Annotated in this window: 20 protein-coding genes and 3 tRNA genes; 12 read left to right on the top strand and 11 right to left on the bottom strand. The window is 61.2% G+C overall.

Annotated elements, in window-relative coordinates; genetic code table 11:
* Positions 1–31: 31 nt before the first annotated feature.
* Positions 32–1234, top strand: coding sequence for a pyridoxal phosphate-dependent aminotransferase (locus HMPREF3055_RS02535; protein ID WP_005508355.1), 1203 nt, complete (start codon positions 32–34; stop codon positions 1232–1234).
* A gap of 462 nt (positions 1235–1696) precedes the next feature.
* On the top strand, positions 1697–2728 hold the full coding sequence (locus tag HMPREF3055_RS02540; RefSeq protein ID WP_049347329.1) for a 6-phosphofructokinase: 1032 nt from the start codon (positions 1697–1699) through the stop codon (positions 2726–2728).
* A gap of 141 nt (positions 2729–2869) precedes the next feature.
* On the opposite strand, the gene HMPREF3055_RS02545 is transcribed toward HMPREF3055_RS02540, so the two are convergent.
* Together HMPREF3055_RS02545 and HMPREF3055_RS02550 are read right to left on the bottom strand one after the other, a co-directional pair.
* Positions 2870–4105, bottom strand: a complete 1236-nt coding sequence (locus HMPREF3055_RS02545) for a CAF17-like 4Fe-4S cluster assembly/insertion protein YgfZ (RefSeq protein WP_070737743.1) — start codon at positions 4103–4105, stop codon at positions 2870–2872.
* Positions 4106–4170: 65 nt separating this feature from the next.
* Positions 4171–4860, bottom strand: a complete 690-nt coding sequence (locus HMPREF3055_RS02550) for a nitrobindin family protein (protein WP_049356321.1) — start codon at positions 4858–4860, stop codon at positions 4171–4173.
* A gap of 558 nt (positions 4861–5418) precedes the next feature.
* Here HMPREF3055_RS02550 and HMPREF3055_RS02555 point away from each other — a divergent pair.
* From HMPREF3055_RS02555 to asd, 7 genes are all read left to right on the top strand, one after another.
* Positions 5419–6096 (top strand): winged helix-turn-helix transcriptional regulator, encoded by a 678-nt coding sequence (locus HMPREF3055_RS02555; protein WP_083318001.1) that lies wholly within the window; start codon positions 5419–5421, stop codon positions 6094–6096.
* Between the two features lie 180 nt (positions 6097–6276).
* Positions 6277–7341, top strand: a complete 1065-nt coding sequence (gene mshD / locus HMPREF3055_RS02560) for a mycothiol synthase (protein WP_049347338.1) — start codon at positions 6277–6279, stop codon at positions 7339–7341.
* A 66-nt stretch (positions 7342–7407) separates the two neighbouring features.
* Positions 7408–9681, top strand: a complete 2274-nt coding sequence (locus HMPREF3055_RS02565) for an RNA degradosome polyphosphate kinase (protein WP_083318002.1) — start codon at positions 7408–7410, stop codon at positions 9679–9681.
* Positions 9682–9931: 250 nt separating this feature from the next.
* The gene (locus HMPREF3055_RS02570) at positions 9932–10939 is read left to right on the top strand and encodes an NUDIX hydrolase (protein WP_070737746.1); all 1008 of its coding nucleotides are present in this window, start codon (positions 9932–9934) and stop codon (positions 10937–10939) included.
* Positions 10940–11086: 147 nt separating this feature from the next.
* Positions 11087–11968 carry a thymidylate synthase gene (locus HMPREF3055_RS02575; RefSeq protein WP_049353365.1) on the top strand — a complete coding sequence of 294 codons (882 nt, stop codon included), beginning with the start codon at positions 11087–11089 and terminating at the stop codon, positions 11966–11968.
* Positions 11969–11992: 24 nt separating this feature from the next.
* Positions 11993–12643, top strand: a complete 651-nt coding sequence (locus tag HMPREF3055_RS02580; protein ID WP_070737749.1) for a dihydrofolate reductase — start codon at positions 11993–11995, stop codon at positions 12641–12643.
* 209 nt (positions 12644–12852) lie between these two features.
* The gene (asd, locus tag HMPREF3055_RS02585) at positions 12853–13992 is read left to right on the top strand and encodes an aspartate-semialdehyde dehydrogenase (protein ID WP_049338058.1); all 1140 of its coding nucleotides are present in this window, start codon (positions 12853–12855) and stop codon (positions 13990–13992) included.
* 91 nt (positions 13993–14083) lie between these two features.
* Here asd and HMPREF3055_RS02590 read toward each other — a convergent pair whose 3' ends face one another.
* Positions 14084–14473 (bottom strand): PGPGW domain-containing protein, encoded by a 390-nt coding sequence (locus HMPREF3055_RS02590; RefSeq protein ID WP_049353808.1) that lies wholly within the window; start codon positions 14471–14473, stop codon positions 14084–14086.
* Positions 14474–14688: 215 nt separating this feature from the next.
* Between HMPREF3055_RS02590 and HMPREF3055_RS02595 the strand changes: the two genes are divergently transcribed.
* Complete coding sequence (locus HMPREF3055_RS02595; RefSeq protein WP_049353809.1) at positions 14689–16116, top strand: MFS transporter; 1428 nt, start codon at positions 14689–14691, stop codon at positions 16114–16116.
* Between the two features lie 132 nt (positions 16117–16248).
* Entirely contained in the window at positions 16249–17220 is a 972-nt protein-coding gene (locus tag HMPREF3055_RS02600) for a histidine kinase (RefSeq protein WP_070737753.1), read from the top strand.
* Positions 17221–17337: 117 nt separating this feature from the next.
* Here the strand turns inward: HMPREF3055_RS02600 and HMPREF3055_RS02605 are convergent, their stop codons facing one another.
* The 3 genes from HMPREF3055_RS02605 to HMPREF3055_RS02615 form a co-directional block, all read right to left on the bottom strand.
* A complete protein-coding gene (locus HMPREF3055_RS02605) occupies positions 17338–18444 on the bottom strand; it encodes a UDP-N-acetylmuramate dehydrogenase (RefSeq protein ID WP_070737756.1) in 1107 nt (368 codons plus the stop codon).
* Between the two features lie 235 nt (positions 18445–18679).
* Positions 18680–19141: a MaoC family dehydratase gene (locus HMPREF3055_RS02610; RefSeq protein WP_070737758.1), complete on the bottom strand. Its 462-nt coding sequence runs from the start codon at positions 19139–19141 to the stop codon at positions 18680–18682.
* Complete coding sequence (locus HMPREF3055_RS02615) at positions 19141–19593, bottom strand: MaoC family dehydratase N-terminal domain-containing protein (protein ID WP_005504824.1); 453 nt, start codon at positions 19591–19593, stop codon at positions 19141–19143. The genes HMPREF3055_RS02610 and HMPREF3055_RS02615 overlap by 1 nt, the downstream gene beginning before the upstream one ends.
* 194 nt (positions 19594–19787) lie before the next feature.
* Here HMPREF3055_RS02615 and HMPREF3055_RS02620 point away from each other — a divergent pair, with 194 nt between their 5' ends.
* Positions 19788–20789 (top strand): LLM class flavin-dependent oxidoreductase, encoded by a 1002-nt coding sequence (locus tag HMPREF3055_RS02620; protein ID WP_005504823.1) that lies wholly within the window; start codon positions 19788–19790, stop codon positions 20787–20789.
* Positions 20790–20972: 183 nt separating this feature from the next.
* Here the strand turns inward: HMPREF3055_RS02620 and HMPREF3055_RS02625 are convergent.
* From HMPREF3055_RS02625 to HMPREF3055_RS02645, 5 genes are all read right to left on the bottom strand, one after another.
* Positions 20973–21044: transfer RNA gene (locus HMPREF3055_RS02625), tRNA-Thr, on the bottom strand.
* 1 nt (position 21045) lies between these two features.
* A tRNA-Met gene (locus HMPREF3055_RS02630) sits at positions 21046–21119 on the bottom strand.
* 38 nt (positions 21120–21157) lie between these two features.
* Positions 21158–21229: transfer RNA gene (locus HMPREF3055_RS02635), tRNA-Thr, on the bottom strand.
* Positions 21230–21534: 305 nt separating this feature from the next.
* Entirely contained in the window at positions 21535–23736 is a 2202-nt protein-coding gene (locus tag HMPREF3055_RS02640) for a DEAD/DEAH box helicase (RefSeq protein WP_070737761.1), read from the bottom strand.
* Between the two features lie 647 nt (positions 23737–24383).
* Positions 24384–26228, bottom strand: coding sequence for a DUF2079 domain-containing protein (locus HMPREF3055_RS02645; protein ID WP_070737763.1), 1845 nt, complete (start codon positions 26226–26228; stop codon positions 24384–24386).
* Between the last annotated feature and the right edge of the window lie 152 nt (positions 26229–26380).

Genomic DNA, 26380 nt, shown 5'->3' on the forward strand with positions numbered 1-26380 from the left:
CAGCGCACAAGAAGAAAGAGAAGAGAGCCCCATGGCGCGTATTTCAAGCCGCATCGGTGCCATCGCACCCTCCGCAACCCTTGCCGTCGACGCAAAGGCAAAAGCACTCAAGGCTCAGGGACGCCCCGTCATCGGTTTCGGCGCAGGCGAACCGGACTTCCCCACCCCCGCGCACATTGTGGATGCAGCACGCGAAGCGCTCAACGACCCCAAGAACTTCCGCTACTCCCCCGCCTCCGGCCTTCCCGAACTGAAGAAGGCAATCGCGGAAAAGACCCTGCGCGACTCCGGCGTAGAGATTGACCCCTCCCAGGTTGTCATCACCAACGGCGGCAAGCAGGCGGTCTACCAGGCATTCGCAACCGTCATTGACGAAGGCGACGACGTCCTGTTGCCCGCACCCTACTGGACCACCTACCCCGAGTGCATCCGCCTGGCCGGCGGCAACCCCATCGAGGTGTTCGCCGGTAGCGACCAGCACTACAAGGTCACCGTCGAGCAGCTCGAAGCAGCCTACACCCCCGCCACCAAGGCGCTCATCTTCGTCTCCCCCTCCAACCCGACCGGTGCCGTCTACACCGAAGAGGAAACCCGCGCCATCGGCGAATGGGCTCTGTCCAAGGGCATTTTCGTTCTGACCGACGAAATCTACGAGCACCTCACCTATGACGGTGTTCAGGCTGTCTCCATCCTGAAGGCGGTACCCGAGCTCGCTGACCTGTGCGTCATCCTCAACGGCGTGGCAAAGACCTACGCCATGACCGGTTGGCGTGTGGGCTGGATGATTGGCCCGCGCGACGTCATCGCTGCAGCCTCCAACCTGCAGTCCCACATGACCTCCAACGTCAACAACATCGCCCAGCGCGCAGCTCTTGCCGCCCTGACCGGTCCGCAGGACGACGTGGAAATCATGCACGCAGCTTTCGACCGCCGCCGCCGCACCATCGTCGACGGCCTGAACGCTATTGAAGGCGTGCACTGCCCCGTACCCACCGGTGCGTTCTACGCCTACCCGGACGTACGCGAACTGCTCGGCAAGGAAATTGAAGGCGTACGCCCGCAGACCACCGCAGAGCTGGCCGAGCTCATCCTCGAAAAGGCTGAGGTCGCCGTAGTTCCCGGCGAGGCATTCGGCCCCAGCGGCTACCTGCGCCTCTCCTACGCCCTGAGCGACGAGGACCTGGCAGAGGGCCTGGCACGCCTGCAGAAGTTCCTCGGTCAGGCACGCGACTAGTTCGCGGCTCTCCGAACCGCGTCTCTTGCCCCGGCGGGAGGTGCGATTTAGGTGTTGGGTGAACCGGCACAAAACGATCAAACACAGGGCTATTGACCGTTTTATGTCCTAAAAACCGGGAATCCCACAAAGATTTAAAAATATTTTTAAAACGTTCGAGGCCTCCCGCATCTTTTCGGATGCGCGGAGGCCTCGTTTGCCTCTTCGGTGCCATAGGTGGGAAGCGGCGGCTATTTGTATATCAAACCCAAACATACAGGTTTCAAAAACCTGAACTTTTATGCCGCGATTTGGGCATTCCCACGTCTTTCCACCACTACCAACACAACCCAAACACCGCTAAAATAGAGACCAAGAGAACGACCTCCCGACCGGCACACATTCCCGTGCCAAAATCGCGGAGGTCATAGTTATATACGCGCGCACAACACCCCAATGCGCAGACATCAACAAGGAGCCAATATGAAGATCGGTCTGCTTACTTCCGGCGGCGACTGCCCCGGCCTGAACGCTGTCATCCGCGGCGCCGTGCTCAACGGTGTCAAGAAGTACGGCTACGAATTCGTCGGCTTCCGCGATGGCTGGCGAGGCGTCGTTGAAGGCGACTACATGGACCTGCCCCGCCAGAAGGTCCGCGGCCTGGCATCCCAGGGCGGCACCATCATCGGTACCTCCCGCACCAACCCCTTCGACGGCCCCAACGGTGGCCCCGAGAACATCGAAATCATGATGGAACGCCACGGCATCGACGCAATCGTCGCTATCGGTGGTGAAGGCACCCTCGCAGGCGCAAAGCGTCTGGCAGACGCAGGCCTGCCCGTCATCGGTGTTCCCAAGACCATCGACAACGATTTGCGCGCAACCGACTACACCTTCGGCTTCGACACCGCAGTGTCCATCGCAACCGAGGCAATGGACCGCATCCGCACCACCGGTGAATCGCACCACCGCTGCATGGTCGCAGAGGTCATGGGCCGCCACGTCGGTTGGATCGCCCTGCACTCCGGTATGGCTGCAGGTGCACACGCAATCCTGATCCCCGAGGTCAAGGTCTCCATGGAGCAGGTTGCAGAGTGGGTCAAGGAAGTACACGACCGCGGCCGCTCTCCCCTGGTTGTTGTGGCTGAAGGCTTCATCCCCGAAGGCTTCGACGACGTCATGGCAAACAAGGGTACCGAGAAGGACGGTCGTCCCCGCCTCGGTGGTATCGGTGAGTACATCACCCACGAAATCGAGAAGATGACCGGCGTCGAAACCCGTAACACCATCCTGGGCCACATCCAGCGCGGTGGCGCACCCACCGGCTACGACCGCGTGCTCGCAACCCGCCTGGGCATGGGCGCAGTCGACATGGTCGCTCAGAAGCAGTGGGGCAAGATGGTCTCCGTTCAGGGCACCGAGATCAAGTACGTACCCCTTGAAGAGGCACTGGACGGTCTGAAGTCCGTACCTCAGGAACGTTGGGAAGAAGCAGCCGTCCTCTTCGGCCGCTAAACCCCGCAAGCTCAGCAAGCTCAGCAAGCTCGCTGAGCACTCATACTAAAACCGCGGAGGCGGGCACTCGCAACGAGTGTCCGCCTCCGCGGTTCTAGTTGGGATGGGTTCTAGTTCAGGCGGTTTTGGGTCGGGGAGCGCCTAGCGCTTCAGGAAGTCCTGACCCGCCAAAGAACGACGCGCCACCTCACCGGACTCCGGCGAAACCACCGTCGTCTGAGCCACCGCGTACTCGGTCGCCGGCGCCGGCGAACCATCGGGCAGGAAATCGCCGCCATCAACCGCACGCAAAGGCGCCTGCGGGTCAACGCCGCGTTTAATCACAGCCAGAGCAATCGGGCCCGCCTCGTGATGCAACGCCACTGAGGTAATACGACCGACCGGGCGGGACTTGCCCTCCACGAACAGCTCACTACCTGCCGCCGGCAGGGTGTGCTCCGAACCGTCAATATCCAAGAACACCAGGCGGCGCGGCGGGCGGCCCAGGTTATGCACACGAGCCACCGTCTCCTGCCCCTTGTAGCAGCCCTTATCAAAATGCACCGCCGTACGGGTGTAATCCAGCTCCTGCGGGATGGTCTTATCGTCAGCCTCGGTGCCATAGCGGGGGCGCCACGCCTCAATACGCAGAGCCTCCGCAGCCCACAGACCCGCAAAACGCGCGTCCGAAGATTCAGCCAGGGCGGGCAGAACAGAGCGCGGCACGATGCTCAAGAAACGCACGTAGTCCGCACCCGGGTGAGCATCGCCCGCCTCATCGTAGCGGTAGCTACCCGGTGCCGGAGTGTGCCAAGGGTCCTCCCACACCAGCGGCTTGCACTCAGCGAGCGCCGGATGCACCGAACCGTCCTGCAGGATCGGGTTGCGGGCGCTCTCCAGTACCGCATACTCGTCGCTGAGGTTCTGCACCTCAACGCGCATCATGAACTTCATGCGGTTTAGGTAATCGGTCAGCGGCTGAGCCTGGTAGCCCTCAACGATCAGCCAGAGTGCCTCGCCGTCTTCAATTGCGGCGGGTGCGTACTCCACACGGCCCTGAGGGGAAAGCAGCAGGAACTCGCGGCTCTCCCCGGCGGTCATGCCGGTCAGAATCTGCGAGGCGATGGAGGTCAGCCAGGTCTGGCGGTCCGGCCCCTCAACACGCACCACGCCCAGGGAGGAGCGGTCCACTAGCACCAGCGGTTCATCCGCGCTGGCGGAGCGGTCGAAGCTGAGGGCGCGCTGCTCCAGCATGGGGTTGCCGTAGTGTGCGGCGACGCCGGCATCCAGCCCGGAGGCGGCAAAAGCGCCGTGCAGGCTCAGCAGGGGGCTCACCGGGCGGGCGGCATCGGGCTGGGGTACCTCAGCCTGAGGCGCTTCAAGCGAAGATTCAGTCACGGAAGGTGCACCTTTCACGCAAAGAGTCTGCCCCGCCGACCGGCGGGGCAGACACAAGTTAGTTATTAGGCGGTGGGCTCGGAGTCGGGCTCGCCGGTGGGCTCTTCGCCGTCCAGGGAACCGAACATCGAGGTTCCCAGGGAATCGCCGGTCATCGAGGAGGTCTTGCGCAGTTCAGCGGAGGCGTGCTTGTGCAGCTTACCCTCAGCGTCTGCGACCTCCCAGTCCCACATGAGGTTGCCGTTGACCAGGCCCCACAGACGCACGGAGCCTGCGTAGTCGTGGGAAATATCATCGCGCAGTAGGTTGCCGGTCTGCATGCGAATAACCGGGCCCTTGACCATGCCCACGTAGTTTTCGCTAATGCCGCCGGGGTGCGCAATGGTCGCCAGCAGGGAGAATCCGTCGTCGGCATTGCGGAGAGTCTCTACACTTGCCGCGTCAGCGAAGGCGGGAACAACGTCTTTGGGGACAATGCCGAAGCCGCCGTCAGCGTCGGTCAGGGGGCGGTCAATCTGCCAGAAACCGGTTTCAACGGTGATGGGGCGCAGCTTCTGACCCTCGTCATCGAGCAGGAAAGACTCAGCGCGGTATTCGATGAAGGGCAGACCATCCTGCTCAAAAGTAATAATCTGGCCGAAGGGGGTGTTTTCCTGGCCTTCGTACCACATGGTTCCGGTACCTTCCCAGGTGCCGAGCAGCCATGCGAAGGGAACAAGTTCAGGGGTTAGGTTGGTAGGGATTTCAATAGCCATACCTCCCATTTTAGTACCCGAGCGTAAAAACGGCACCCTATTCGTTCGCTCACGGCACGGGGTAGCACCGCCTCCTGCAGAGTAAATGGTACGGCGGGCAGCATAAAGAAAACCCCCAACCGGAGGGGACCGGGTGGGGGTTCACGCCGTCATTGGCGAGGCGGTACGAACCGTACGACCGCCTAAAGCCCAGTGTGGGCGATGCTTCTGCTCTGTGCGGGGAAGACTACTTCTGACCGCTGAAGAGGCCACGCAACACTGCGAATGCACCGATACCGATGCACACGGAGATAATAGCCATCAGCGACATGAAGAGAGCTTCAAGAGCCATAAGATTGTTTTCCATGCCTTAAACCTACCACAGACCCACCCCGAAAGGGCGCAGAATCGGTGCTAAAAACATCCTGGACAGAGCTATCGGCAGCGACCTGCGCAGACGGGCAAGTAAACAGTCCGGTATACGATATCTGCATCTGCTCTTTACCGCCTCCACAGCTGCACCATAGGCGGGCGAGTACACTAGAAAGAGCCTAATATTTTACCGGGAAAGGAGAGGGTGTGTACCGTATTGCGCTTCTGAGCGATGCCGCCGCGCAGGATATGATTCCCTCGCTGAGTCTACTCAGCCACAAGGTACACGTTTTCCCCCTCGACACCGCCCATACAGCTCTCGAAACCGAGACATTCGACCTGCTCATGGTCGATGCCCGCACCGCCCTCGTTAAAGCACGCCACTGCGCCCAGCTACTGCGCGCCGCAGGTGTGCAGTTGCCGCTCATCGCGCTCCTGAATGAAGGCGGCATGGCGGCTGTTGCCGCCTCCTGGCAGGTGGACGATATTGTCTCTGACCAGGCCTCCCCTTCCGAGCTGGATGCGCGCCTGCGCCTCGCCATCAAAAGGGAAGCAACCACCGAAGAAGAAAACCAGCAGGAACGAGTGGTGCGCGCAGGCAACCTCGTGATTGACACGCAAGCATATTCGGCGCATCTTTCCGGTACCGCGCTGAACCTGACCTTCAAAGAGTTTGAGTTGCTCAAATTCATGGCTCAGCACCCCGGACGGGTCTTCTCCCGCGCCCAGTTGCTCTCCGAAGTGTGGGGTTACGATTCCTACTACGGCGGCACCCGAACCGTGGACGTGCACGTGCGCCGTCTGCGTTCCAAGCTCGGTACCGAGTACGAGCAGATGATTTCGACCGTGCGTAACGTGGGCTATTCCTTCAACAGCACCCGCTAAATTTTGGGGCTCCAACCCCTGTTTTGGTGTACCCGCTCTGCGAGTTGCCCCGGTGCTGCGCCAAGTACCAGAATGCGTAAATGTTCCGGTTCTTGTCATATTCGCCCAGGACGGAGAACAAACTCTCCAAAGAGCAACTATCCCCGGTAGAGTTGAATCAGAAGGCTACGAAAGAAGGCGATGATGGTACACAGTCAGACACCCGAAACCTCCACCCTGCCCGCAGCAAGCACCCCGGTCTACGCAGAACCGCAGCTCACCGAAGAGCTGCTGGAACGCTTCGATTCCTTCGCACAGAAGGTTGCCCGCCACGACGGCGTCTCGGCATTCTCTGAGCAGACCCGCATTGAACTGAGTAAGGCACTCCACGAAAGCACCCTGATCCCTCCGCGTTTCTTTGTCGCCGAGGATAACGGCACCCTCGCCGCCGTCTTCGTGGCGCTCACCCCGGCAAACGATGAAGATACCGGCGTGATTGAGGCAGCCGTCGCCCCCGAATACCGCGGACGAGGCGCAGGTAGCGCATTCTTCGACCACGCCGTCCGCCAGCTGGGCGATGACGCAACCCGCTACCGCCTCTGGGTTCACGGTAGCGCCACCGACACCGGCATCGAAAGCCCCGCCCACGCGTTCGCGACCCTGCACGGTTTCGAGCCGGTGCGTGTGCTGTACAAGATGGTTCTGCCCCTGGACGCGCAGACCCGCGAAGAGCTCGTGGAACGCTCCGATGCGCGCACTCTGCCGGAGAACCTGCGGATGCGCACCTTCACCGGCGCGGACGAGTTCCCTTGGCTACGCGTGAACGCCGCCGCTTTTGCGCACCACCCGGAGCAGGGCAAGCTCACCCTTGCCGATTTGCGCGAGCGCACCGGCTCCCCCTGGTTCCGCCCCGAGGGTTTCTTCATCGCCTCCGAGGTGGATGACGACTCCGCCATCGCGGCATTCACCTGGACGAAGATTCCAACCGGTCAGGAGCAGGGCGAGCTGTCCCCCTCCGGTGAGATTTACGTGGTGGGCGTGAACCCTCAGGCGCAGGGAGGCGGCCTGGGCCGAACCCTCACCCTGCGCGCGCTGGCATACCTGGCATGCGCTGAGGACGAGAACGGCGAGCCGCTGCGCGCCATCGACCTGTACGTGGATGCCGATAACACCACCGCATATTCCCTCTACACTTCGTTGGGTTTCGGCGTGGCGACGGTTGACCGCATGTACGCCCCCGCCCAGCAGGATGAGCCTGCCGCCTAGCTTTTGGTGCGCCGTCTCTGGCGTGCTTCTTCACGACTTATCCCCGATCAGAAAGGCAAGTACAGTATGGTACCCGCCCCCAATGGCCTGAATAAGGCGCCTAAGCCTAAGCCGTCTGAGCCGGCACCCATGACCGGTGTCATTCATATCGGCCACGATATTTCGAAGATTGAGCGTGCCGAGTCTCGCGGCGACCGCATTGAGAAGGGCGAGAAGCGCTCCTACTTCAGTCTGGAAGAGGAGTTCGGCCCGGAGCGTTTCTTCGACCGTGAGAGCAGCTGGCTGGACTTCAACACCCGCGTGCTGGAGCTGGCGGAGGATCCGAACCTGTTCCTGCTGGAGCGTCTGAACTTCCTGTCGATTGTGGCGTCTAACCTGGATGAGTTCTTCATGGTGCGTGTGGCGGGTCTGAAGCGCCGCATTGCGACCGGTCTGGCGGTGCCTTCGGCAGCAGGTCTGAGCCCCGAAGAGCAGATGGAAGAGATTGCTGAGCGCGCTCACCAGTTGCAGACTCGCCACGCTGATGTGTTCCAAAACCAGGTTCTTCCGGCTCTGGAGGAGCAGAACATCCGCATTGTGGGTTGGAACGACCTGGATGCGGACGCTAAGCAGCGTCTGCGCGAGGAGTTCATGCGCGATATTTTCCCGATTCTGACTCCTCTGGCTGTTGACCCGGCGCACCCCTTCCCGTACATTTCGGGTCTGTCGCTGAACCTTGCGGTGCTGGTGCGTAACCCGCAGACCGGCAAGGAGCTGTTCGCTCGCGTGAAGGTGCCCGATCAGCTGGACCGTATGGTCTCTGTGGATGGCTCCCGCGCCGCCAACACTGCGGGCCGTGAGAGCCGCTACATTGCTCTGGAAGACATCATTGCTGAGCACCTGGACACTCTCTTCCCGGGCATGGAGGTTGTGGAGCACCACGTCTTCCGCGTGACCCGTAACGAGGATCTTGAGGTGGAAGAGGACGATGCAGAGAACCTGCTGAAGGCTCTGGAGAAGGAGCTTCTGCGCCGTCGTTTCGGTCCGCCGGTCCGTCTGGAGGTTGAGGACACCATCAACCCGACCATCCTGGATCTGCTGATTTCTGAGCTGAACATTGATGAGTCTGAGGTGTACCGCCTGCCGGCTCCGCTGGATCTGCGCGGTATGAGTGCGATTGTTCGTGCGAACCGCCCGGCTCTGCACTACCCCAAGCACATTGCGCACACTTCCCGTTGGCTCAACGCCACCGAGACCGCGAAGGCTGCGGATGTTTTTGCTGCCGCCCGCGACCACGACGTGCTACTGCACCACCCGTACGATTCGTTTGCGACCAGTGTGCAGGCGTTCTTGGCGCAGGCTGCCGCCGACCCGCGTGTTCAGGCGATTAAGCAGACCCTGTACCGTACCAGTGGCGATTCCCCCATCGTGGATGCGCTGATTGAGGCGGCTGAGGCTGGCAAGCAGGTTGTGGCGCTGGTGGAGATTAAGGCTCGCTTTGATGAGGAAGCCAACATCTCCTGGGCTCGTAAGCTGGAGCGCGCGGGCGTGCACGTGGTGTACGGCATCGTGGGTTTGAAGACTCACTGCAAGCTGTCGTTGGTGGTGCGCCGTGAGGGTAACCACCTGCGTCGTTACGCACATATTGGTACCGGTAACTACCACCCGTCCACGGCTCGTTTCTACGAGGACTTGGGTCTGATTACCTGCGATGAGCAGATTTGTGAGGATGTCTCCCGCCTGTTCAACCAGCTGTCCGGTTACGCGCCGAAGACTAACTACCAGTCGCTGCTGGTGGCGCCGCGTACTCTGCGTAGCGGCCTGATTGAGTGCATCGACCAGGAGATTGAGAACCACAAGGCTGGCCGTCCGGCGAAGATTCAGTTCAAGTGCAACTCCATGGTGGATGAGGCCATCATCGATTCGCTGTACCGTGCTTCGCAGGCTGGTGTGCCGGTGGATGTGGTGGTTCGCGGTATTTGCGCTCTGCGCCCGGGCGTTAAGGGTCTAAGCGAGAATATTCGCGTCCGTTCGGTGCTGGGCCGCTTCTTGGAGCACTCGCGTGTGTTTGCGTTTGAGAACGGTGGCGATCCGATTGTCTACATTGGCTCTGCCGATATGATGCACCGCAACCTGGACCGCCGCATTGAGGCGCTCGTGCCTGTGAAGGATCCGCGCCACGTGAAGTATCTGCGTGACATGTTCACCACGTATATGAGTGATTCTTCGCGTACCTGGCACCTGGATTCTGAGGGCAACTGGACCCGCCACGACACCGACGATCAGGGTAACCCGCTGCAGGATGTGCAGTCGTACTACCTGAGCTCGCGTTCCCGTAAGAACGTGGTCGATAAGGTCTAAGGATGTGCCCGCTGACCTACCGGTGATTTCTGGGGTGAACCCCGTCTGTTCTCGCGCTTTATGGCGTGAGGCAGGCGGGGTTTTCCGCGTGTCGTGCAAAAACGTGCGGTGGACTAGTGCACTTAGCACAAAAGTGAACAACAGGTTACGTTGAGATTACAACTTGACCGCTCTCTCACCTACAATTAGACGCGGAGCATGGTGCCCTCTGGCATTGTGCGCAGCCTAGCGAAGAGGATCAGAGAGAGATATGGCACCGCTGGATTCCCCCTCCATCTACTACTCGGCACGACGTTTTGACGCGGTCAACAGCATTGACCGCGCCCCCGCGAACACTGCGGATATTGTTGCTTCTGGCGCACTGATTTGGCGCATGCGCGATGGTGCGCTTGAGGTTCTGATTATTCACCGCCCCCGCTATGATGACTGGTCCTGGCCTAAGGGCAAGCAGGATCCGGGCGAGTCCCTGGCTGAGACCGCTATTCGTGAGATTCGCGAAGAGGTCGGTCTGCAGGTTGTTCTGGGTGTGCCCCTGGCGGTGACTTCCTACCCGGTGGGCGGTCGTCCCAAGGATGTTTTTTACTGGTCTGCTGAGCTTCCGGAAGGCTCCCGCGCCCTGGCGGATGAGGGTGAAGTGGATGAGCTGCGCTGGGTGACCACCGACGTGGCTCGCGCGCTGCTGACTAACCAGGATGACCTGGCACCCTTGGAATCCCTGGAGGCTCTGGCTGAGGCGGATGCGTTGCGCACCCGCCCGATTCTGATTGCCCGCCACGCGAAGGCTAAGCCGCGTTCGAACTGGGCTGCCGCTGAGGATGACCGCCCGCTCGCGGCTACCGGCAAGCGTCAGGCGTTGGCTTCTAGCCGTCTCTTTGCGGCGTGGGCTCCGAGCCGTATTATTTCTTCCCCGTGGCTGCGTTGCGTTCAGACCGTGACCCCGTACTCGGTGGATTACGGTGTGTCGGTGAAGGAGAAGAAGTCCCTGTCTGAGGCTGGCGCTCAGCGTCACCCGGCGCGTGTTGCCCGCACCGTGGCGTCGCTGTTCGATAAGGATTCTTCCTCGTTGCTGTGCACTCACCGCCCGGTTCTGCCCCAGGTGATGGATGTTCTGCGTGAGTACCTGTTTGAGGGTTCCGCGGAGGTTCTTCCGACTGAGAACCCGTACCTGGAGCCTGGCGATGCCCTGGTTCTGCAGGTGACTGAGGGCGATAACCCGCGTATTGTCTCGGTGGAGCGTGTACGCGCGGCTCTGGACTAACATCCATATACTTTCTAACGGCGAGCGCGCTGGGCTTTATGCTCAGCGCGTTTGCTCTACCTGCGCCCGTTCGAGGGTTTTACAATAGAGGGGCGGTTGATTTGTGGCCGTCTCTCACGTCTACTGACAGGATTCAAGGTTTTTCTTATGACTCACGCAATCCCCACTCCCTATGAAGATCTTCTGCGCGAAATCCTCGAGGAGAACAAGGACGCCATCGCGGCGGATGCGCAGCGTTCCGACCGTACCGGCACCGGCACTTTCGGCGTATTTGGCCGTCAGATGCGTTTTGACCTGCGTGAGTCGTTCCCGCTGATTACCACCAAGCGCGTGCACTTCAAGTCTGTTGCCATTGAGCTGCTGTGGTTCTTGCGCGGTTCCTCGAATGTGCGCTGGTTGCAGGAGCGCGGCGTGACCATTTGGGATGAGTGGGCTGATGAGAACGGCGATTTGGGCCCGGTCTACGGCGTGCAGTGGCGTTCTTGGCCGACCCCCGACGGCGGCACGATTGACCAGATTGCGAAGGTTATCGATTCGTTGAAGAATAACCCGAGCTCGCGCCGCCATATTGTTTCGGCGTGGAACCCTGCCGAGGTGGACAACATGGCGCTTCCACCCTGCCACGCACTCTTCCAGTTCTACGTGCACGAACGCGCGGACGGTGTGAAGGAGCTGTCCTGCCAGCTGTACCAGCGTAGCGCGGACATGTTCCTGGGTGTGCCCTTCAACATCGCCTCGTACGCGCTGCTGACCTACCTGATTGCGCAGGAGGTAGGCATGGAGCCGGGCGAGTTCGTGTGGACCGGCGGCGACTGCCACATCTACTCGAACCACCTGGAGCAGGTGAAGAAGCAGCTGGGCTACGGCACCGACCCGGAGGGTAACCCCTACCCGCCGCGCGAACCGTACCCCTACCCGAAGCTGGTTATTAAGACGAAGAAGCCTTCTATTTTTGATTACGAGTATGAAGACTTTGAGCTGGTGGATTACAAGCACCACCCCGGTATTGCCGCCCCGATTGCGGTCTAACTGCAGGTAGCTCTAGGAGGCATGATGTTTCGTCTGGGCGCTATTTGGGCTCAAACCGATGCCGGCATCATTGGTCGTAACGGGGATATGCCCTGGTACGCGCCGGAGGATTTGGCGCACTTCAAGAAGGTGACGCTGGGTGCCCCGGTGATTATGGGTCGCCGCACGTGGGAGTCCTTCCCGCCGCGTTTCCGCCCCCTGCCGGGCCGTATGAATATCGTGATTAGCCGTTCGGTCACCGAGGCAGAAGAACGCGACGGCGCCCTGTGGGTTCCCTCGCTGGATGCGGCACTGTACGCGGCTCGTGACGCCGCGGGCGCGCCGGTCGAAGCTACCCCCGCAGATACCGCCGCGGTTGATGCTTGGATTATTGGTGGCGGCTCCGTCTACGCGGAGGCGCTCTCCCGCACCGACCTGCCCACCTTCGGTCGGGTGGAGACGGTGGAGCGGACCCTCTTCTACTGCCAGGAAGGCAACGAGATTACCGGCGATACGCGAGCGCCCGAACTGCAGCTTGCAAATTCTGCGGGCAGTTGCGAGGGCAGCTCACCGAACGGGTGCTGGCGAGTCACCTCCGAGAGTGCATGGGAGAATAGCGAGAAGGGTTACCTGCTCGATGAGTCGGGCACGAAGAACCCCATGTACTTCTCGTTCCAGCGGCTCGAACGTATCTAGTTCAAGCTTCCCTCGTTCACTCGCTGATATAGACATGCATTTCAAGCCTGCGGCTGCTCCACCCGGAGTACCGCGGGCTTGAGTGTTTAATGCGCCTCCCGGTGCCCCGGTAATAAGCCCCGCCTCTTCACACGGTATTCCGTTCCGAATATCAAATTTTTTGTACGGTGTTAGTCCGCACCCGCCAGCCTGAGAGTACACTGGGAACCATGAACTTTAATCCCGGTGACTCTGTAGGTTTTGTTGGCTGGCGCGGTATGGTGGGCTCCGTCCTCATGAAGCGCATGGTTGAGGAAGGCGACTTCGAGGGCATTACCCCCGTCTTCTTCACTACCTCTAATGTTGGTGGCGCTGCGCCCACCTTCGACGGCGTAATTGAACCGTCCGAACTGAAGGACGCATACGACATTGATGAGCTGCGTAAGCACTCGATTATTGTGACCGCTCAGGGCGGTGGCTACACCGAGGCTGTGCACCCGAAGCTGCGTGCAGCAGGCTGGGACGGCCTGTGGATTGATGCCGCTTCCACCCTGCGCATGAACGATGACTCCATCATCGTGCTGGACCCCATTAACCGCGACGTCATCGACCGCGGCCTGGCATCCGGCGTGAAGGACTTCGTCGGCGGTAACTGCACCGTCTCCTGCCTGCTGATGGGCCTGGGCGGCCTCTTCAAGAACGACCTGGTCGAGTGGGCTACCTCCATGACCTACCAGGCTGCTTCCGGCGGCGGTGCCCGCCACATGCGCGAGGTGCTTGCACAGTTCCGCGACCTGGGCAACGAGGTCTCCGAGGAGCTGAACGACCCCGCATCCGCAATTCTGGACATCGACCGCAAGATCCTTGCTAAGCAGCGCTCCGGTGAGCTGGATTCTTCCCAGTTCGGTGTGCCGCTCGCCGGCTCCCTGATTCCCTGGATCGACTCGGATTTGGGTAACGGTCAGTCCCGCGAAGAGTGGAAGGCTGAGGTTGAGACCAACAAGATTCTGGGCCGCTCCGAAGATGACAAGATCACCATGGACGGTCTGTGCGTCCGCATCGCTGCGATGCGCTCGCACTCTCAGGCGCTGACCATCAAGCTCAAGAAGGACCTGCCGATCGAAGAGATCGAGCGCATCATCGCTGAGGACAACCCCTGGGTTCGCTTCGTGCCGAACCAGCGTGAGGAGTCCATGGAGCAGCTGACCCCCGTGGCTGCTTCCGGTTCTCTGGAAATTCCGGTTGGTCGCGTGCGTAAGCTTGCGATGGGCCCCGAGTACATTAGCGCGTTCACTGTGGGTGACCAGCTGCTCTGGGGTGCTGCTGAGCCGATTCGCCGCATGCTGCAGATTGCTGTTGGCAAGCTCTAAAGCTCACTGACACGCTATAAGAAAGCCCTCGCTACCAATCTTTTCGGATGGGAGCGAGGGCTTTTTGCGTCTGCGTATAGCGTGAGCTGGTTTAGCGCTGGTTTGCGGCGACGGCTTTGCGTTCTGCCTTGCGTGCGGCTTTGCGTTCCTTGCGCTGCTGTCGCCAGGCGCGGTAGCGGTACCAGGCGGTGAGCACCACGTGCTTCATGAAGACATTGGCGCGGCGTGCCCAGGTGAATTCGGTACCCCAAATGCCCAGGCCGATGAAGATGAACAGCCAGCCGGGGCCGGGGGTGACGAGCATAATCAGTCCGGCGATAAAGCAGAAGGCGCCCACGCCGATGACGAGGGGCTTGTAGAGATGACGCATGACCGGATGCGCGTGCATACGTTCCTTGCGGGCTTCGAGCCAGCGGTGAAAGCGGCTGGTCTCGCTTTCTTTGACTTCATCTTCAATAGTTTTCAGGGGTGGTCCTTCCAAACGTGCCGTAGGCGAGTTTCACCGGGCGGCGGTGGTTAGAGAATAGCACCTACCGCTGAATGGGTGCTGTGAAAGATTTCTTCATGTTGAGATTTTTCCGTCATCTTCAAAATTTTTTCGTTTCAATAGTGTTCAAGTCGAAAGTACCTTTATACACTGTAAGGGAACAATTCACCCGGCACTACGCCTAAACACTAAGGAAGCGACCCACTACCGTGTCCTCCCCTCGTCCCGTATCAACGGACTCATCCCGCACCAACGCTGTTGCACCCGCTGGTACCTCTGCACCCGCTGCTGAACGCAACGCCGCACCGACCCTCAACGAACGCCTCGAAAACCTGCCCTTCACCCGCGCCCACGGCAAGCTCCTGGGCATCTCGGGTCTCGGCTGGGCGCTGGACGCCATGGACGTTGGCCTCATCTCCTTCGTCATGGCGGCACTCATCAAGGAATGGCAGCTCAGCCCCACCGAAGCCTCCTGGCTCGGATCCATCGGATTCGCCGGCATGGCGCTCGGTGCAACCTTCGGCGGCCTACTCGCCGATAAGCTCGGCCGCCGCTACATCTTCGCCCTCACCCTGCTGATTTACGGTCTGGCGACCGGCGCATCCGCCCTGGCAACCTCCCTGGGTGTGCTGCTCGTCTTCCGTTTCCTGGTTGGTCTGGGTCTGGGCGCGGAACTTCCCGTGGCGTCCACCCTGATTTCTGAGTTCTCGCCGCGTGCTATTCGCGGGCGCGTCGTGGTCGCCCTGGAGGCTTTCTGGGCTCTGGGCTGGATCCTCGCCGCGCTCATCGGTACCTTCGTCGTTCCGCAGGCTAATGGCTGGCGTTGGGCGCTTGCCATCGGTCTGATCCCCGCCATCTACTCGCTCGTAATCCGTATGGGAACCCCCGAGTCGGTGCGCTTCCTGGAGTCGGTCGGCAAGCACGATCAGGCACGACAGGTGGTCGAACGTTTCGAGGCCTCCCCCGCGCTCTTCTCCCGAACCGGTAAGAAGCAGACCGAAGACGCTTCCGCACACGGTGCCGCAGAAAGTGCCGACAACGCAGAATCCGCGAAGATTCACTCCATCTGGGCTGCCGGTCAGCGCCGCAAGACCATCGCCCTGTGCGTCATCTGGTTCTGCATCAACCTCTCCTACTACGGCGCATTCATCTGGATTCCGGCGCTGCTGAACGCCCAGGGCTTCAGCCTCGTGAAGTCCTTCGCGTTCACGCTCATCATGACCCTCGCCCAGCTGCCCGGCTACGCGGTCGCCGCCTACCTCATCGAAAAGTGGGGCCGACGCGCAACCCTGGCGACCTTCCTGCTCGGCTCCGCCCTCGCAGCGGCTGGCTACGGCATGGCGCACTCCGAGGTATTCATTATCCTCGCCGGTTGCATGCTCTCCTTCTTCAACCTCGGCGCGTGGGGTGCCCTCTACGCCCTGAGCCCGGAAATCTTCCCGACCCACCTGCGCGGAACCGGCACCGGTGCCGCCGCCGGCATTGGTCGTATCGCCTCCATCGCGGCGCCGCTCATTGTGCCGCCGCTGATCGCATTCGGTGGAACCCCGCTGCTCTTTACGCTCTTCTCCACCGCGTTCCTGGTAGCGGCAACCACCGTGTTCCTGTTGCCTGAACGCCGCGGCGAATCCCTCTAACGAGCCGCCTAGCCTACATGATGGGCTGTCCCTCCTGAACGCTTTTTCCGAGCAACCAGAAGGGACAGCTCATTTGTCATTTAAGCCCCCTATCCATGCGCCACAACCTCAAACTATGAGAGGATACGTTCTATGCTCGATTCCTTCCTCTCCAGCCCCTACCGCACAGAGTTCAGCCCCTGGCCCGTGAGCGAACACTACGCCACCGAACGTGCCGGCGGCGTGCCCGAAGCCATGCTACTGCCGGGCGAACTCACCGTGCACCGTGACGACGGGGCAAAAATGAGCTACTACCTGGACTGGCCCGAGGAATTCAACGAATACACCCGCGCAATCACCCTGCGCCCGCGTAGCAAGGACGGCTACCCGCAGGACTTTACGCTCAGCGTCGCCGTACGCGACGGCCAGGCTGTCTTCACCGCAACTGCTCTCAGCTTCTGGGAGCAGCGCGACGGACGCCCCTACGACCGCGAGCCCATCGCCCGCGGCTACGTGGACGTCGCCTCCTACGAATCCTGCGAGGAATACGCAGGCAATTCCGCCGCGCCCGCCCTCATCGGCTGGGATATCGCAGACCTCTACCCTGCACGTATGGCGCTCATCCGCGCCCTCTGCGAAGGAATCGCCAGCAGCATCACAATGGGCACCCAAATCCTCGCGGACGGGCAGGTACAGGTCGACCACAAGGACGGGGATCTGCTCGCCCTACACGTAAACGCGATCAGCACCGTAGGCGGCATGGTCCGCGCCCTCATCATCGAGCAAGACCGCGTACCCAGCGGCGTATCTACCGGCACCGCTACCGGTACCTCCGAGCGTGCCGACCTGCAGACGCGCGCCTACTACGCCAATGTGCTTTCCCCCGTTCCCGGCGAGTTCGGCAACCTTGTCTGGTCCCACAGCGAGGACGCGGAATACTACCCGTACCGGCCTACGCGCCACAAGCCGATTTTCCACGCCCCCTGCCCGCCTCAGAAGCTTCCCCTGGCGATTCAGGTGCTGATGGAGCACCTGCCTGCCGCTCCGCTGGCTGCAACGCGCACAGCGCCCAAGCGCAGGCCCTACCTGCCGGGCCAGGCGCGCGTCTTTTCACCTCGCCACTAGCTCAGCGAATCAATACAACGCTTCGGGCGGCCTCTGATGCAGAGACCGCCCGAAGCGTTTATTCTGAAGCGTTTATTCTATGTGTCCTCGCGCGATGAGAGGCGAGAACTTGAGCGTTTAGATTTCGCCGTTGACCACGACAGGTTCAGGAACCAGGGTCACGCCAAAACGTTCATGCACGCCGTCGCGCACAGCGCGGGCGATAGCGAAGATATCCTCAGCGGATGCGCCGCCGCGGTTCGTAATCGCCAGGGTGTGCTTGGTCGACAGGCTCGCACGGCCCTGAGCAATCTCGCGAGACTCACCCTCCAGGCCGAAGCCCTTCTCGAAACCGGCGTGCTGAATCAGCCAAGCAGCCGAAAGCTTCACGTGATCGGGGTCCTCGACGCCCGCGGTGAACGGGGAAGTCTTCACGACCACCGGGAAGTTCGGGGCGCCCTCCGGCAGGGACTCCAGAGTAGAACGCGGAACGATCGGGTTGGTAAAGAAAGAACCGGTGGAGAAGGTGTCACGATCCTCGGGGTTGAGCACCATACCCTTGGAGCCGCGCAACTGAAGCACCTTTTCGCGTACCAGGGCGGATTCGGCGCGCTGACCGGGCTCAACACCCAGACTCTTCGCCAGCTCGGCGTAACGAATCGGGGAGGACAGGCTACCGAGGGTGAACTGGAAATCAACGGTCAGCACCACGTAGCGGGGCGAGCCGTTGACGGTTGCGCGCTTGAGCACCGAGTCGCGGTAGCCGAAGCGCAGGTCTGCGCTCGCGAAGGTCTTCCGAGTGTTCTTTTCACGATCCCAGGTGCGTACGGAGGCGATGAACTCACCCACCTCAACGCCGTATGCGCCGACGTTCTGCACGGGGGTTGCACCCACGGTGCCGGGGATGCCGGAGAGAGCCGCGGGGCCAACCCATTCGTTCTCGATGCTGAGCTTCACGAAGTCGTCCCAGATGGTGCCCGCCTGCACGCGCACGTTCGCGCCGCCGCATGCGGGGATGGGCAGGACCTCTACGCCTTCGGAGGCGATGTGCACGACGGTTCCGTTGAAGCCTTCGTCGGAAACCAGCAGGTTGGAGCCGCCGCCCACGATGAGGACGGGTTCGCCTGCGGCGTCTGCAGCGGAGACTGCTTCGATAATTTCTGCTTCGGAGGTGGCGCGGACGTAGGTCTTAGCGGGGCCGCCTACCTGGGCGGTGGTCAGTTCGCTCAACAGCTTTTCAGTCATAGGTTAAGAATACCGGTCGTTGTGCGGGGTCAACACCCGCCACGCGTTAAAGTCACAAAAACCTTATGGTGATTTTGCCTTCATTTTCCGGCGCGCCTCCCACACAAAAGAAGCGCCACCACCCGCCGGCGAGCGCGCAGCCGAGCGCACAAAAGCCCCGGCACCACCGCATCGCGGTAGCACCAGGGCTTTCACATAGCTACTTTCACGCGGTTATCTACCCGCACAGAAAAATCTATGCCGAGAGACGAACCACAGCCTGGCTCTTCATCAGAACCTTCTGTTCCTTGCCTTCCTCATCACGAGCGGTGACGGTCAGGTCAATGCGGGCGGTGCGCTCTTCCTCATTCAGGGCGCCCACCTTACCGCTGATGGTCAGGGCGTTCGTGGGGGTGTCGGGGTTTTCGCCGCCGGGTGCATCCGCCACGGGAACGGGCTTGGTGAATCGAGTCTGGTAGTCCACAATCGCACCGGGGTCGCCCGCCCAGTCGCTCACGAGCTGCACGGCGGTACCCATGGTCAGCATGCCGTGAGCAATCACGCCGGACAGGCCCACCGACTGAGCAAAACGCTCGTTCCAGTGAATCGGGTTGAAGTCACCGGATGCGCCAGCGTAACGCACCAGCGAAGCGCGGGAGAGCTCCACGGTACGCGAACCGATTTCCTGGCCCTTTTCAAGATCTACAAAACGCACCATTAGTTTTCCTCCTCAGCACGAACCAGCAGGGAAGAGATGCAGGTGGTGACCGGCTCGCCCTGCGCGTCAACGATTTCTTCGCGGGTGGTCAGCATTGCGCCGGCACCCATAACGCGCACGGAGTCCACGTGAACTTCGGTGCGCAGCTCATCACCGGCAACGATGGGGCGGTGGTGGGTGAAGCGCTGGTCGGCGTGCACCACGCGGGAGAAATCAATACCGGCGGAATCGTCGTTGATGAGTGCCGCGTCAGCTGCCTGCGCCAGGATAATGGCGAAGGTCGGCGGGGCAATCACATCTGCGTACCCTGCCGCGCGGGCTGCCTCAACGTCGTGGTGGAGGGGGTTTTCTGCGTGAACTGCTCGGGCAAATTCGCGGATCTTTTCGCGACCGACAACGTAGGTGTTCTCGGACGGGTAGACCCTGCCCACAATCTCAGGGTTAATGCTCATGATTTCAGTCTACCGTTCTTGTGCACAGTGTTCAGCTCAAACGCACAGAGTGGACAGACCACTGTACAGGTAACCGGCGTGCAGGCGTGCAGTATTTCGTCGCATTTTTACCTGCTAGCGAAGGCCCCTACCCATCCAGCCCAAGCAGGCGTAGGCTGGACGGGTACCCGCAATCTATTTCAGAAGGAAAAGTTATGTCTTCCAACGTAAAAATTTCGGTGCTTGACCTGATGCCGCACCGCCCCGACCAGAGCCAGCACCAGACCATGCTCAACACCATCGATGCCGCCCGCGCGGCTGAGTCCTACGGCTACGAGCGTTTCTGGGTCGCCGAGCACCACAATGCCGGCTCCCTGCTGTCCTCGGCGACCGTCGTGGTCATGGCGGAGATCGCTGCCGCAACCGAGCGTATTCGCGTGGGTTCGGGCGGCATTATGCTCCCCAACCACGCACCCTACGTGGTGGCGGAGCAGTTCGGTACCCTCAACGCATTCCACCCCGGCCGTATTGACCTGGGTGTGGGCCGTGCGCCCGGCACCGACCCGATGACCGCCGCCGCTCTGCGCCGCGACGATTCTGCCGCCATGAGCTTCCCCGCCGAGGTGCAGCAGCTGCAGCGCTTCCTGGGCGAGCCCTCCCCCATGCACCGCGTGCACGCCATTCCCGGCCAGGGCTCGAAGGTGCCCCTGTACATTCTGGGTTCTTCCCTGTTCGGTGCGCAGCTTGCCGCACAGCTGGGTCTGCCCTACGCGTTCGCTTCGCATTTTGCGCCCGCAATGCTGCAGGAGGCGGTAGACACCTACCGCGCAAACTTCAAGCCCTCCGAGCACCTGGAACAGCCCTACGTCATGGTGGGTGCAACCGCAATGCTCGCCGATACCGACGAGCGAGCACGCTACCTGTACACGACCCAGCAGCAGCATTTCCTGGGCGTGGTGCGCGGCAATCTGTCTTTCGCACCTCCCGTGGAAGATATGGACGCCGTCTGGACCGACGCGGAGAAGATGCACATTGAACGCATGACCGCCGAAGCAATCGTAGGCTCCCCCGCCACCGCACAGGCTCGTATTGAGGACCTGGTGGCGCGCACGGGCGCTGACGAGCTCATCGTCATGACCGAGGCGTGGGAGCACGAGGACCGTCTGCGCTCCTACGAGCTGCTGTCCCAGCTGCCGGTGGTGCGCCGCGCCTCCTAACGCTTCGATCAGAGCATAAAGATGAAGCCCCCGAGTATTTTTCTCGGGGGCTTTGCTATGCCCGGCATCGGGCCGCGGGGCTGAGTACCTATTGAGCACATGCAGACCGGGCTTCAGGCAAAGAAAATAGGCAGACAAAATGGCAAACAAAAAAGCCTGCCTCCGAAGAGACAGGCTTATCTGAGCCCCGACCGGGAATCGATCCCGGGACCTCCATCTTACCAAGATGGCGCTCTACCACTGAGCTATCGGGGCGTAGCGGTGGACGGGCTCGATCCGTCGACCTCACGATTATGAGTCGTGCGCTCTAACCAGCTGAGCTACACCGCCACATCATTAATACGTGCTCTCGCATGAATTAATGAGAGAGCCCCGACCGGGAATCGATCCCGGGACCTCCATCTTACCAAGATGGCGCTCTACCACTGAGCTATCGGGGCAACAGGTAAAACTATACAGGTCTTCAAGAATGCTCGCAAGCGGAGAAGCTATGGCATGCACCACATTTAACGTTTTCCTGTTCTCCGCCCTGCCGCACGATAGCCCAGCAATGACCAGGCGCCCCAGTAATGATCAGGCACCACCGCAACAGCTGACGCAAACACATCAACACCCATATACATAAAGACCGGCAGGAGAGCTCATCGCTCCCCTGCCGGTCTTTGACTCATATGCGAATGACAAGGCTGCTAGCCGATAGCCTTAGCAAGCCCCTCATACCGCAAATTCAGGCTTAGCTGAAATCTTAGTAGCGCTTGCCGCGGCCGCCGAAGTCACGGCCACCGTCACGGTTACCGCGGTAGCCGCCATCGCGGCGGTTATCACGGCCACCGAAGTCGCGACCGCCGAAGTCACGGCCACCATCGCGGTTGCCACGGTAGCCGCCATCACGGCGGTTATCACGGCCACCGAAGTCGCGACCACCAAAGTCACGGTCATTACGCTTGCCACCGAAATCACGGCCGCCACGCTTGAAGTCGCGGTCACCGCCGAAGTCACGGCCACCCTCACGGTTACCGCGGTAGCCGCCTTCACGACGGCCACCCTCGCGGCGATCGAAGTCGCGGAAACCGCCCTCACGACGGCCACCACCAAAGCCGCGGCCACCGCCGCCGCCCTTGGGACCGTTGTCCTTGCGGATGTTGATGAACTCGCCAGCAATCTTGGTGTCGCGCAGGCGATCGAAGAAGTCGCGGGGCAGGTCCTCGGGCAGGCCAACAATAGTGAAGTGCTGGCGAATGTCGATGGAGCCAATCTGGGAGCCCTTAATGCCACCCTCGTTAGCCAGCGCGCCCACGATAGCGCCTGCGGTCACGCGGGAGGAACGGCCAACGTTCAGCTTGTAGTTGACCATGCCCTCGTCGTTGTGCGCGCGCTTTGCCTTGCGGCCGCCGCGGTCCGAATCGTCGTCGGAGAAGGGGCGGGACTTGTTGGCGATGTCTTCGCTCTCATCGAGGAAGAAGGGGCGGCCCTGCTGGGCGATAACAGCCAGTGCGGCTGCGATGTCCTCAGCGGTGGTGTCGTGCTCGTTCTCGTAGTCCTCGATAATCTCGCGGAAGAAGCTCAGGTCCTCAGACTCGATGGTCTCGGTAATCTGCTGTGCGAAGCGCTGCTTACGGGTCTCGTTCACTGCCTCTGCGGTGGGCATGTGCATCGGCTCAACCTTCTGGCGGGTTGCCTTCTCGATCTGACGCAGCATGTACTTCTCACGCGGGGTGACGAAGAGGATTGCGGCACCTTCACGACCTGCACGGCCGGTGCGGCCGATGCGGTGCACGTAGGACTCGGTGTCGTGGGGGATGTCGTAGTTGACGACCAGGGAGATGCGCTCAACGTCCAGACCGCGTGCCGCCACGTCGGTTGCCACGAGGATGTCGATGCGGCCGTCACGCAGGGCGTCAACGGTGCGCTCACGCAGCTGCTGAGGGATGTCACCGTTAATCGCTGCTGCCGCGAAACCGCGTGCCTTCAGCTTGTCGGCAACTTCCTCGGTTTCCTTCTTGGTGCGCACGAAGACAATGATGCCGTCGTAGTTTTCGACCTCGAGCACGCGGGTCATTGCGTCCAGCTTGTGGGAGTGCATGACCTGCATGTAGCGCTGGGAGATATTTGCGCTGGTGGTGGTCTTAGCCTTGACACGAACTTCGCTGGGGTCGTTCAGGTACTGCTGAGCGATCTTGCGGATCGAGTTGGGCATGGTTGCGGAGAAGAGTGCAACCTGCTTGCTGTCGGGGGTGCCTTCGAGGATCTTTTCCACATCTTCGGCGAAGCCCATGCGCAGCATTTCGTCTGCCTCGTCCAGTACCAGGTACTGCAGGTTGGACAGGTCCAGGGAGCCCTTTTCGAGGTGGTCAATCACACGGCCGGGGGTACCGACGACGACCTGCGCACCGCGGCGCAGACCAGCCAGCTGCGGGCCGTAGGGGGAGCCACCGTAGATGGGCAGGACGGTGAAGTCCTCCATGTGGGTTGCGTAGGAGGAGAAGGCTTCTGCAACCTGCAGAGCCAGCTCACGGGTGGGTGCCAGGACCAGGACCTGGGTGTCTCGGGAGATGCCGTTGATGTCGGCGAGTTCAGCCATGCGGGACAGTGCCGGCAGCGCGAATGCTGCGGTCTTACCGGTACCGGTCTGTGCCAGACCGACCACGTCGTGGCCTTCAAGCAGCAGGGGGATAGTCTGCTCCTGAATGGGGGACGGCTTCTCGTAACCGACCTCTTCCAGGGCTGCCAGGACGCGGGCGTCCAGGCCCAGGTCGGTGAAGCGTACGCCTTCTTCTTCAGCCTTTTCGGCGGTTTCTTCGGCGGGTGCTTCTGCAGTAGCTTCTGCGGTGGTTTCTTCTGCTTCTACAGCAGGGCTCTCAACGGTGTTCTCGGTGATGTTCTCAGTGGTCACAACGGTCTCTGCCTCGGCGTTCAGTTCGGCCGGGGTAGCAGTATTCTCAGTCAATTTTTCCTCTATACGGTAGGGGTGGAAGCGCACGCTTTTCGGCGCTTACCGGGTGTCCCCTTCACGGCCCAGCCACACATCATCCCCTGGGGAGTAGAACGTCCAGGGGTCCTCCGTTACCGGCGCATTCTGCAGAGGTGTTCTGCGGATGCTGCGGGTAGCGGCTTTTGCTGGGGGTGGTCTTGAATTTCTCGGCACATTATCCGCACGCCTATTCGTACTCTGTGCTTGGCGCACAGTAGTCCCTGCGAATCAGGGGTGTACAGGGTGGGTAATGCTCACATGCAATGTCACGTATTCCTGGTGGTTCGCCTTCCCGCTCTACGGCGGTGGTGTGTCTGTTACAGCAGACGCAGTAAAGACGCTGGACCAGAGATCGTTAAGAGAAGCCCGCGTGTACGGTGTGAACCGCAAATTTATGGGGCGTATCAATCGGTGATGGTGAGTACGGCGCACCTACAATTCCAGCACCACCTTGGGTGCCGGGTGCGCACAAGACCTTCATCGGGGGTTCCCGTGTTCTATCCAGTGTACAGCAGGGTCCCCACTTGAGTCATAAAAAGGTGCTTAAAACCTCATCTCTTAAATGCGAGCGCCCACCCCAGCGTTTGCGGGGTGGGCGCTCATTGAGCCGCTGAACCGAGAGGCTAGTCTACGCGGCGCACAATATCAATCGTGCCGACGGTCGCGTACTTAGCGTAGGAGTGGCCGTAGCGGTCAGCCGCGTACTGTGCGGCGTTGGTCGGCGGGTTGCCACCCCAGGAGTTGCTCTTGCGGTCAATGACCACGTAGTCGGGGGCGGGTTCGCCGGTGTGGCCGATCCAGTAGACGGTGCGGCCGGGGATTAGCTGGGTCAGAATCGACAGGTCAGATGCGACCGTTACCCCTTCGGGGACCTTCTGCACGGCGTCCTGCTTCATCTGGTCAGTCGTAGTCAGCGCGGAGGCGGTGAACTGCGCATTACCCAGGGACGCGAGGGGCTGCTGGGATCCGGGCACGAAAATCGGGGACGCGGCTAGAAAGAGCGCCACGGCAGGCAGAACCCACACGGGCATGCGGCGCGCCGTGGCGGTCAGGCGGCCGGGCTCGGTATTGGTCTGAGGTTCCTGCGCGGAGGCGCTATCGGCTGCGCGCGCGCCCAAACGCGCCGGAATCGCAGCGGGAACCACTCCGTAGCGTATCCGCATGACAGCGTCGAGCAGGGCGAAGAAGACGACGGGCATGAGCACGAGCGAGTAGTGCCAGGTGCTTGCCCAGTAGGATTCCATGGTGGAGAGTAGACGCCAGGCAAGGGTCGGCAGGGCAATTGCCGCGAGCGGAGAAATCACCCAGAGGACTGCTCCGGTAATGAGCAGCAGGCCGAGGGTTGCCAGCTTGGTGTTGTTGCTGAGCATCTGCAGTGCCGAGCCGAAGGGGTCGCCCAGAGCCGCAGATAAGTTCACCTTGTCGGCATAGTCGAAGTTTCCGCCGCTATTGAAGTAGGGCAGAATCACGTAGATGGCGACGGCGGACCAGAATACGCCCCAAATCATGACCATGGTGGATTCGGCGACGGCGGGGGTGCGCGCCCAGGAGGAGTAGAGCTGATGCACGCGGATTCGCATGGGGGCGGGGGTGCCCGCGGAGAGGCGCGGCATCAGAATGTCTACGGCGGTGCTCAGCCAGCCGGTGCGGATAAAGATGATGAGGCCGATGGCTGCGACAGTAATGCCCATATCTTCTTTAACGAAGGCAATGGGTAGAGCCCACCAGCAGGCGTAGGCGAGGTAGCGGGCACGTTCGGTGCCACTCACTCGCGAGGCGAGCACCAGGTAGCCGAGGCTCATGGCCAGTAGCGGCACGGCGAAGGCTACTTCGTGGAATTGGGCGGCGATAGCTTGCTGAACGCCGAAGCTGAGGGCGAATCCGGCGCCGAGCAGCAGACCGGTGATGGTCGGGATAACGCCCTGAAGTTTTGCGGACTGAGCAGTCTGCGCAGGTTCACTCTTCTGCGCATCTTCAGTTTTTTGGGCGAGCGCGAAGGCACGCTGAGTGAAGCGCACAATGGCGAAGCTTGCGAAGGCGACCAGGGCGTTCTGCACGACCAGTAGCGTGGTCGGCGAGGGGAACAGCGCGTAGACGGGTCCCAGGAGCACCAGAATCGGGTGGAAGTGGTCACCCCAGAGGTTAAAGTCGGGCCCCTTAATGGGCACGATGGGCACGGAGAAGTGCGAGTACGCCTGCGCCATCTGGGTGAAAATCGCCAGGTCCCAGGAGGGGGTAATCCAGTGCTTCATCTGTTGCAGCGAGTAGTAGGTGTACAACGCCATGACGGCGGCGGCAAGCAGCAGGCCGGGTAGTAGTTCGAGGGGGCGGATGCTTTTGACGCGCTCGGTGAGGGACTGACGCGGCTGTTTTTTGGCGCGCTGAGTACGGTCCGCGCTGGTGGCGGTGCTGTTCTTCTGTTCAGGTGCGTCAGTATTCGAGGATGCTTCGTGTGCTTCCGCTGCCATAGGCGTCCTTCTCTCGGGGTGTGTGTCCGGGCTACAGGCGCCCACAGAACGGGTGGAACGCGTCGCCTTTGTCGTTGCCGGTGGCGGAGTTTGCGTTCGTTCTCACTCTACCCTTTAGGGTATCGCATTAGCGCTGTGCCTGCCCTTCCTGC

The sequence above is a fragment of the Rothia sp. HMSC061C12 genome, assembly GCF_001815755.1.
In the GTDB taxonomy this organism is placed as follows: domain Bacteria; phylum Actinomycetota; class Actinomycetes; order Actinomycetales; family Micrococcaceae; genus Rothia; species Rothia mucilaginosa.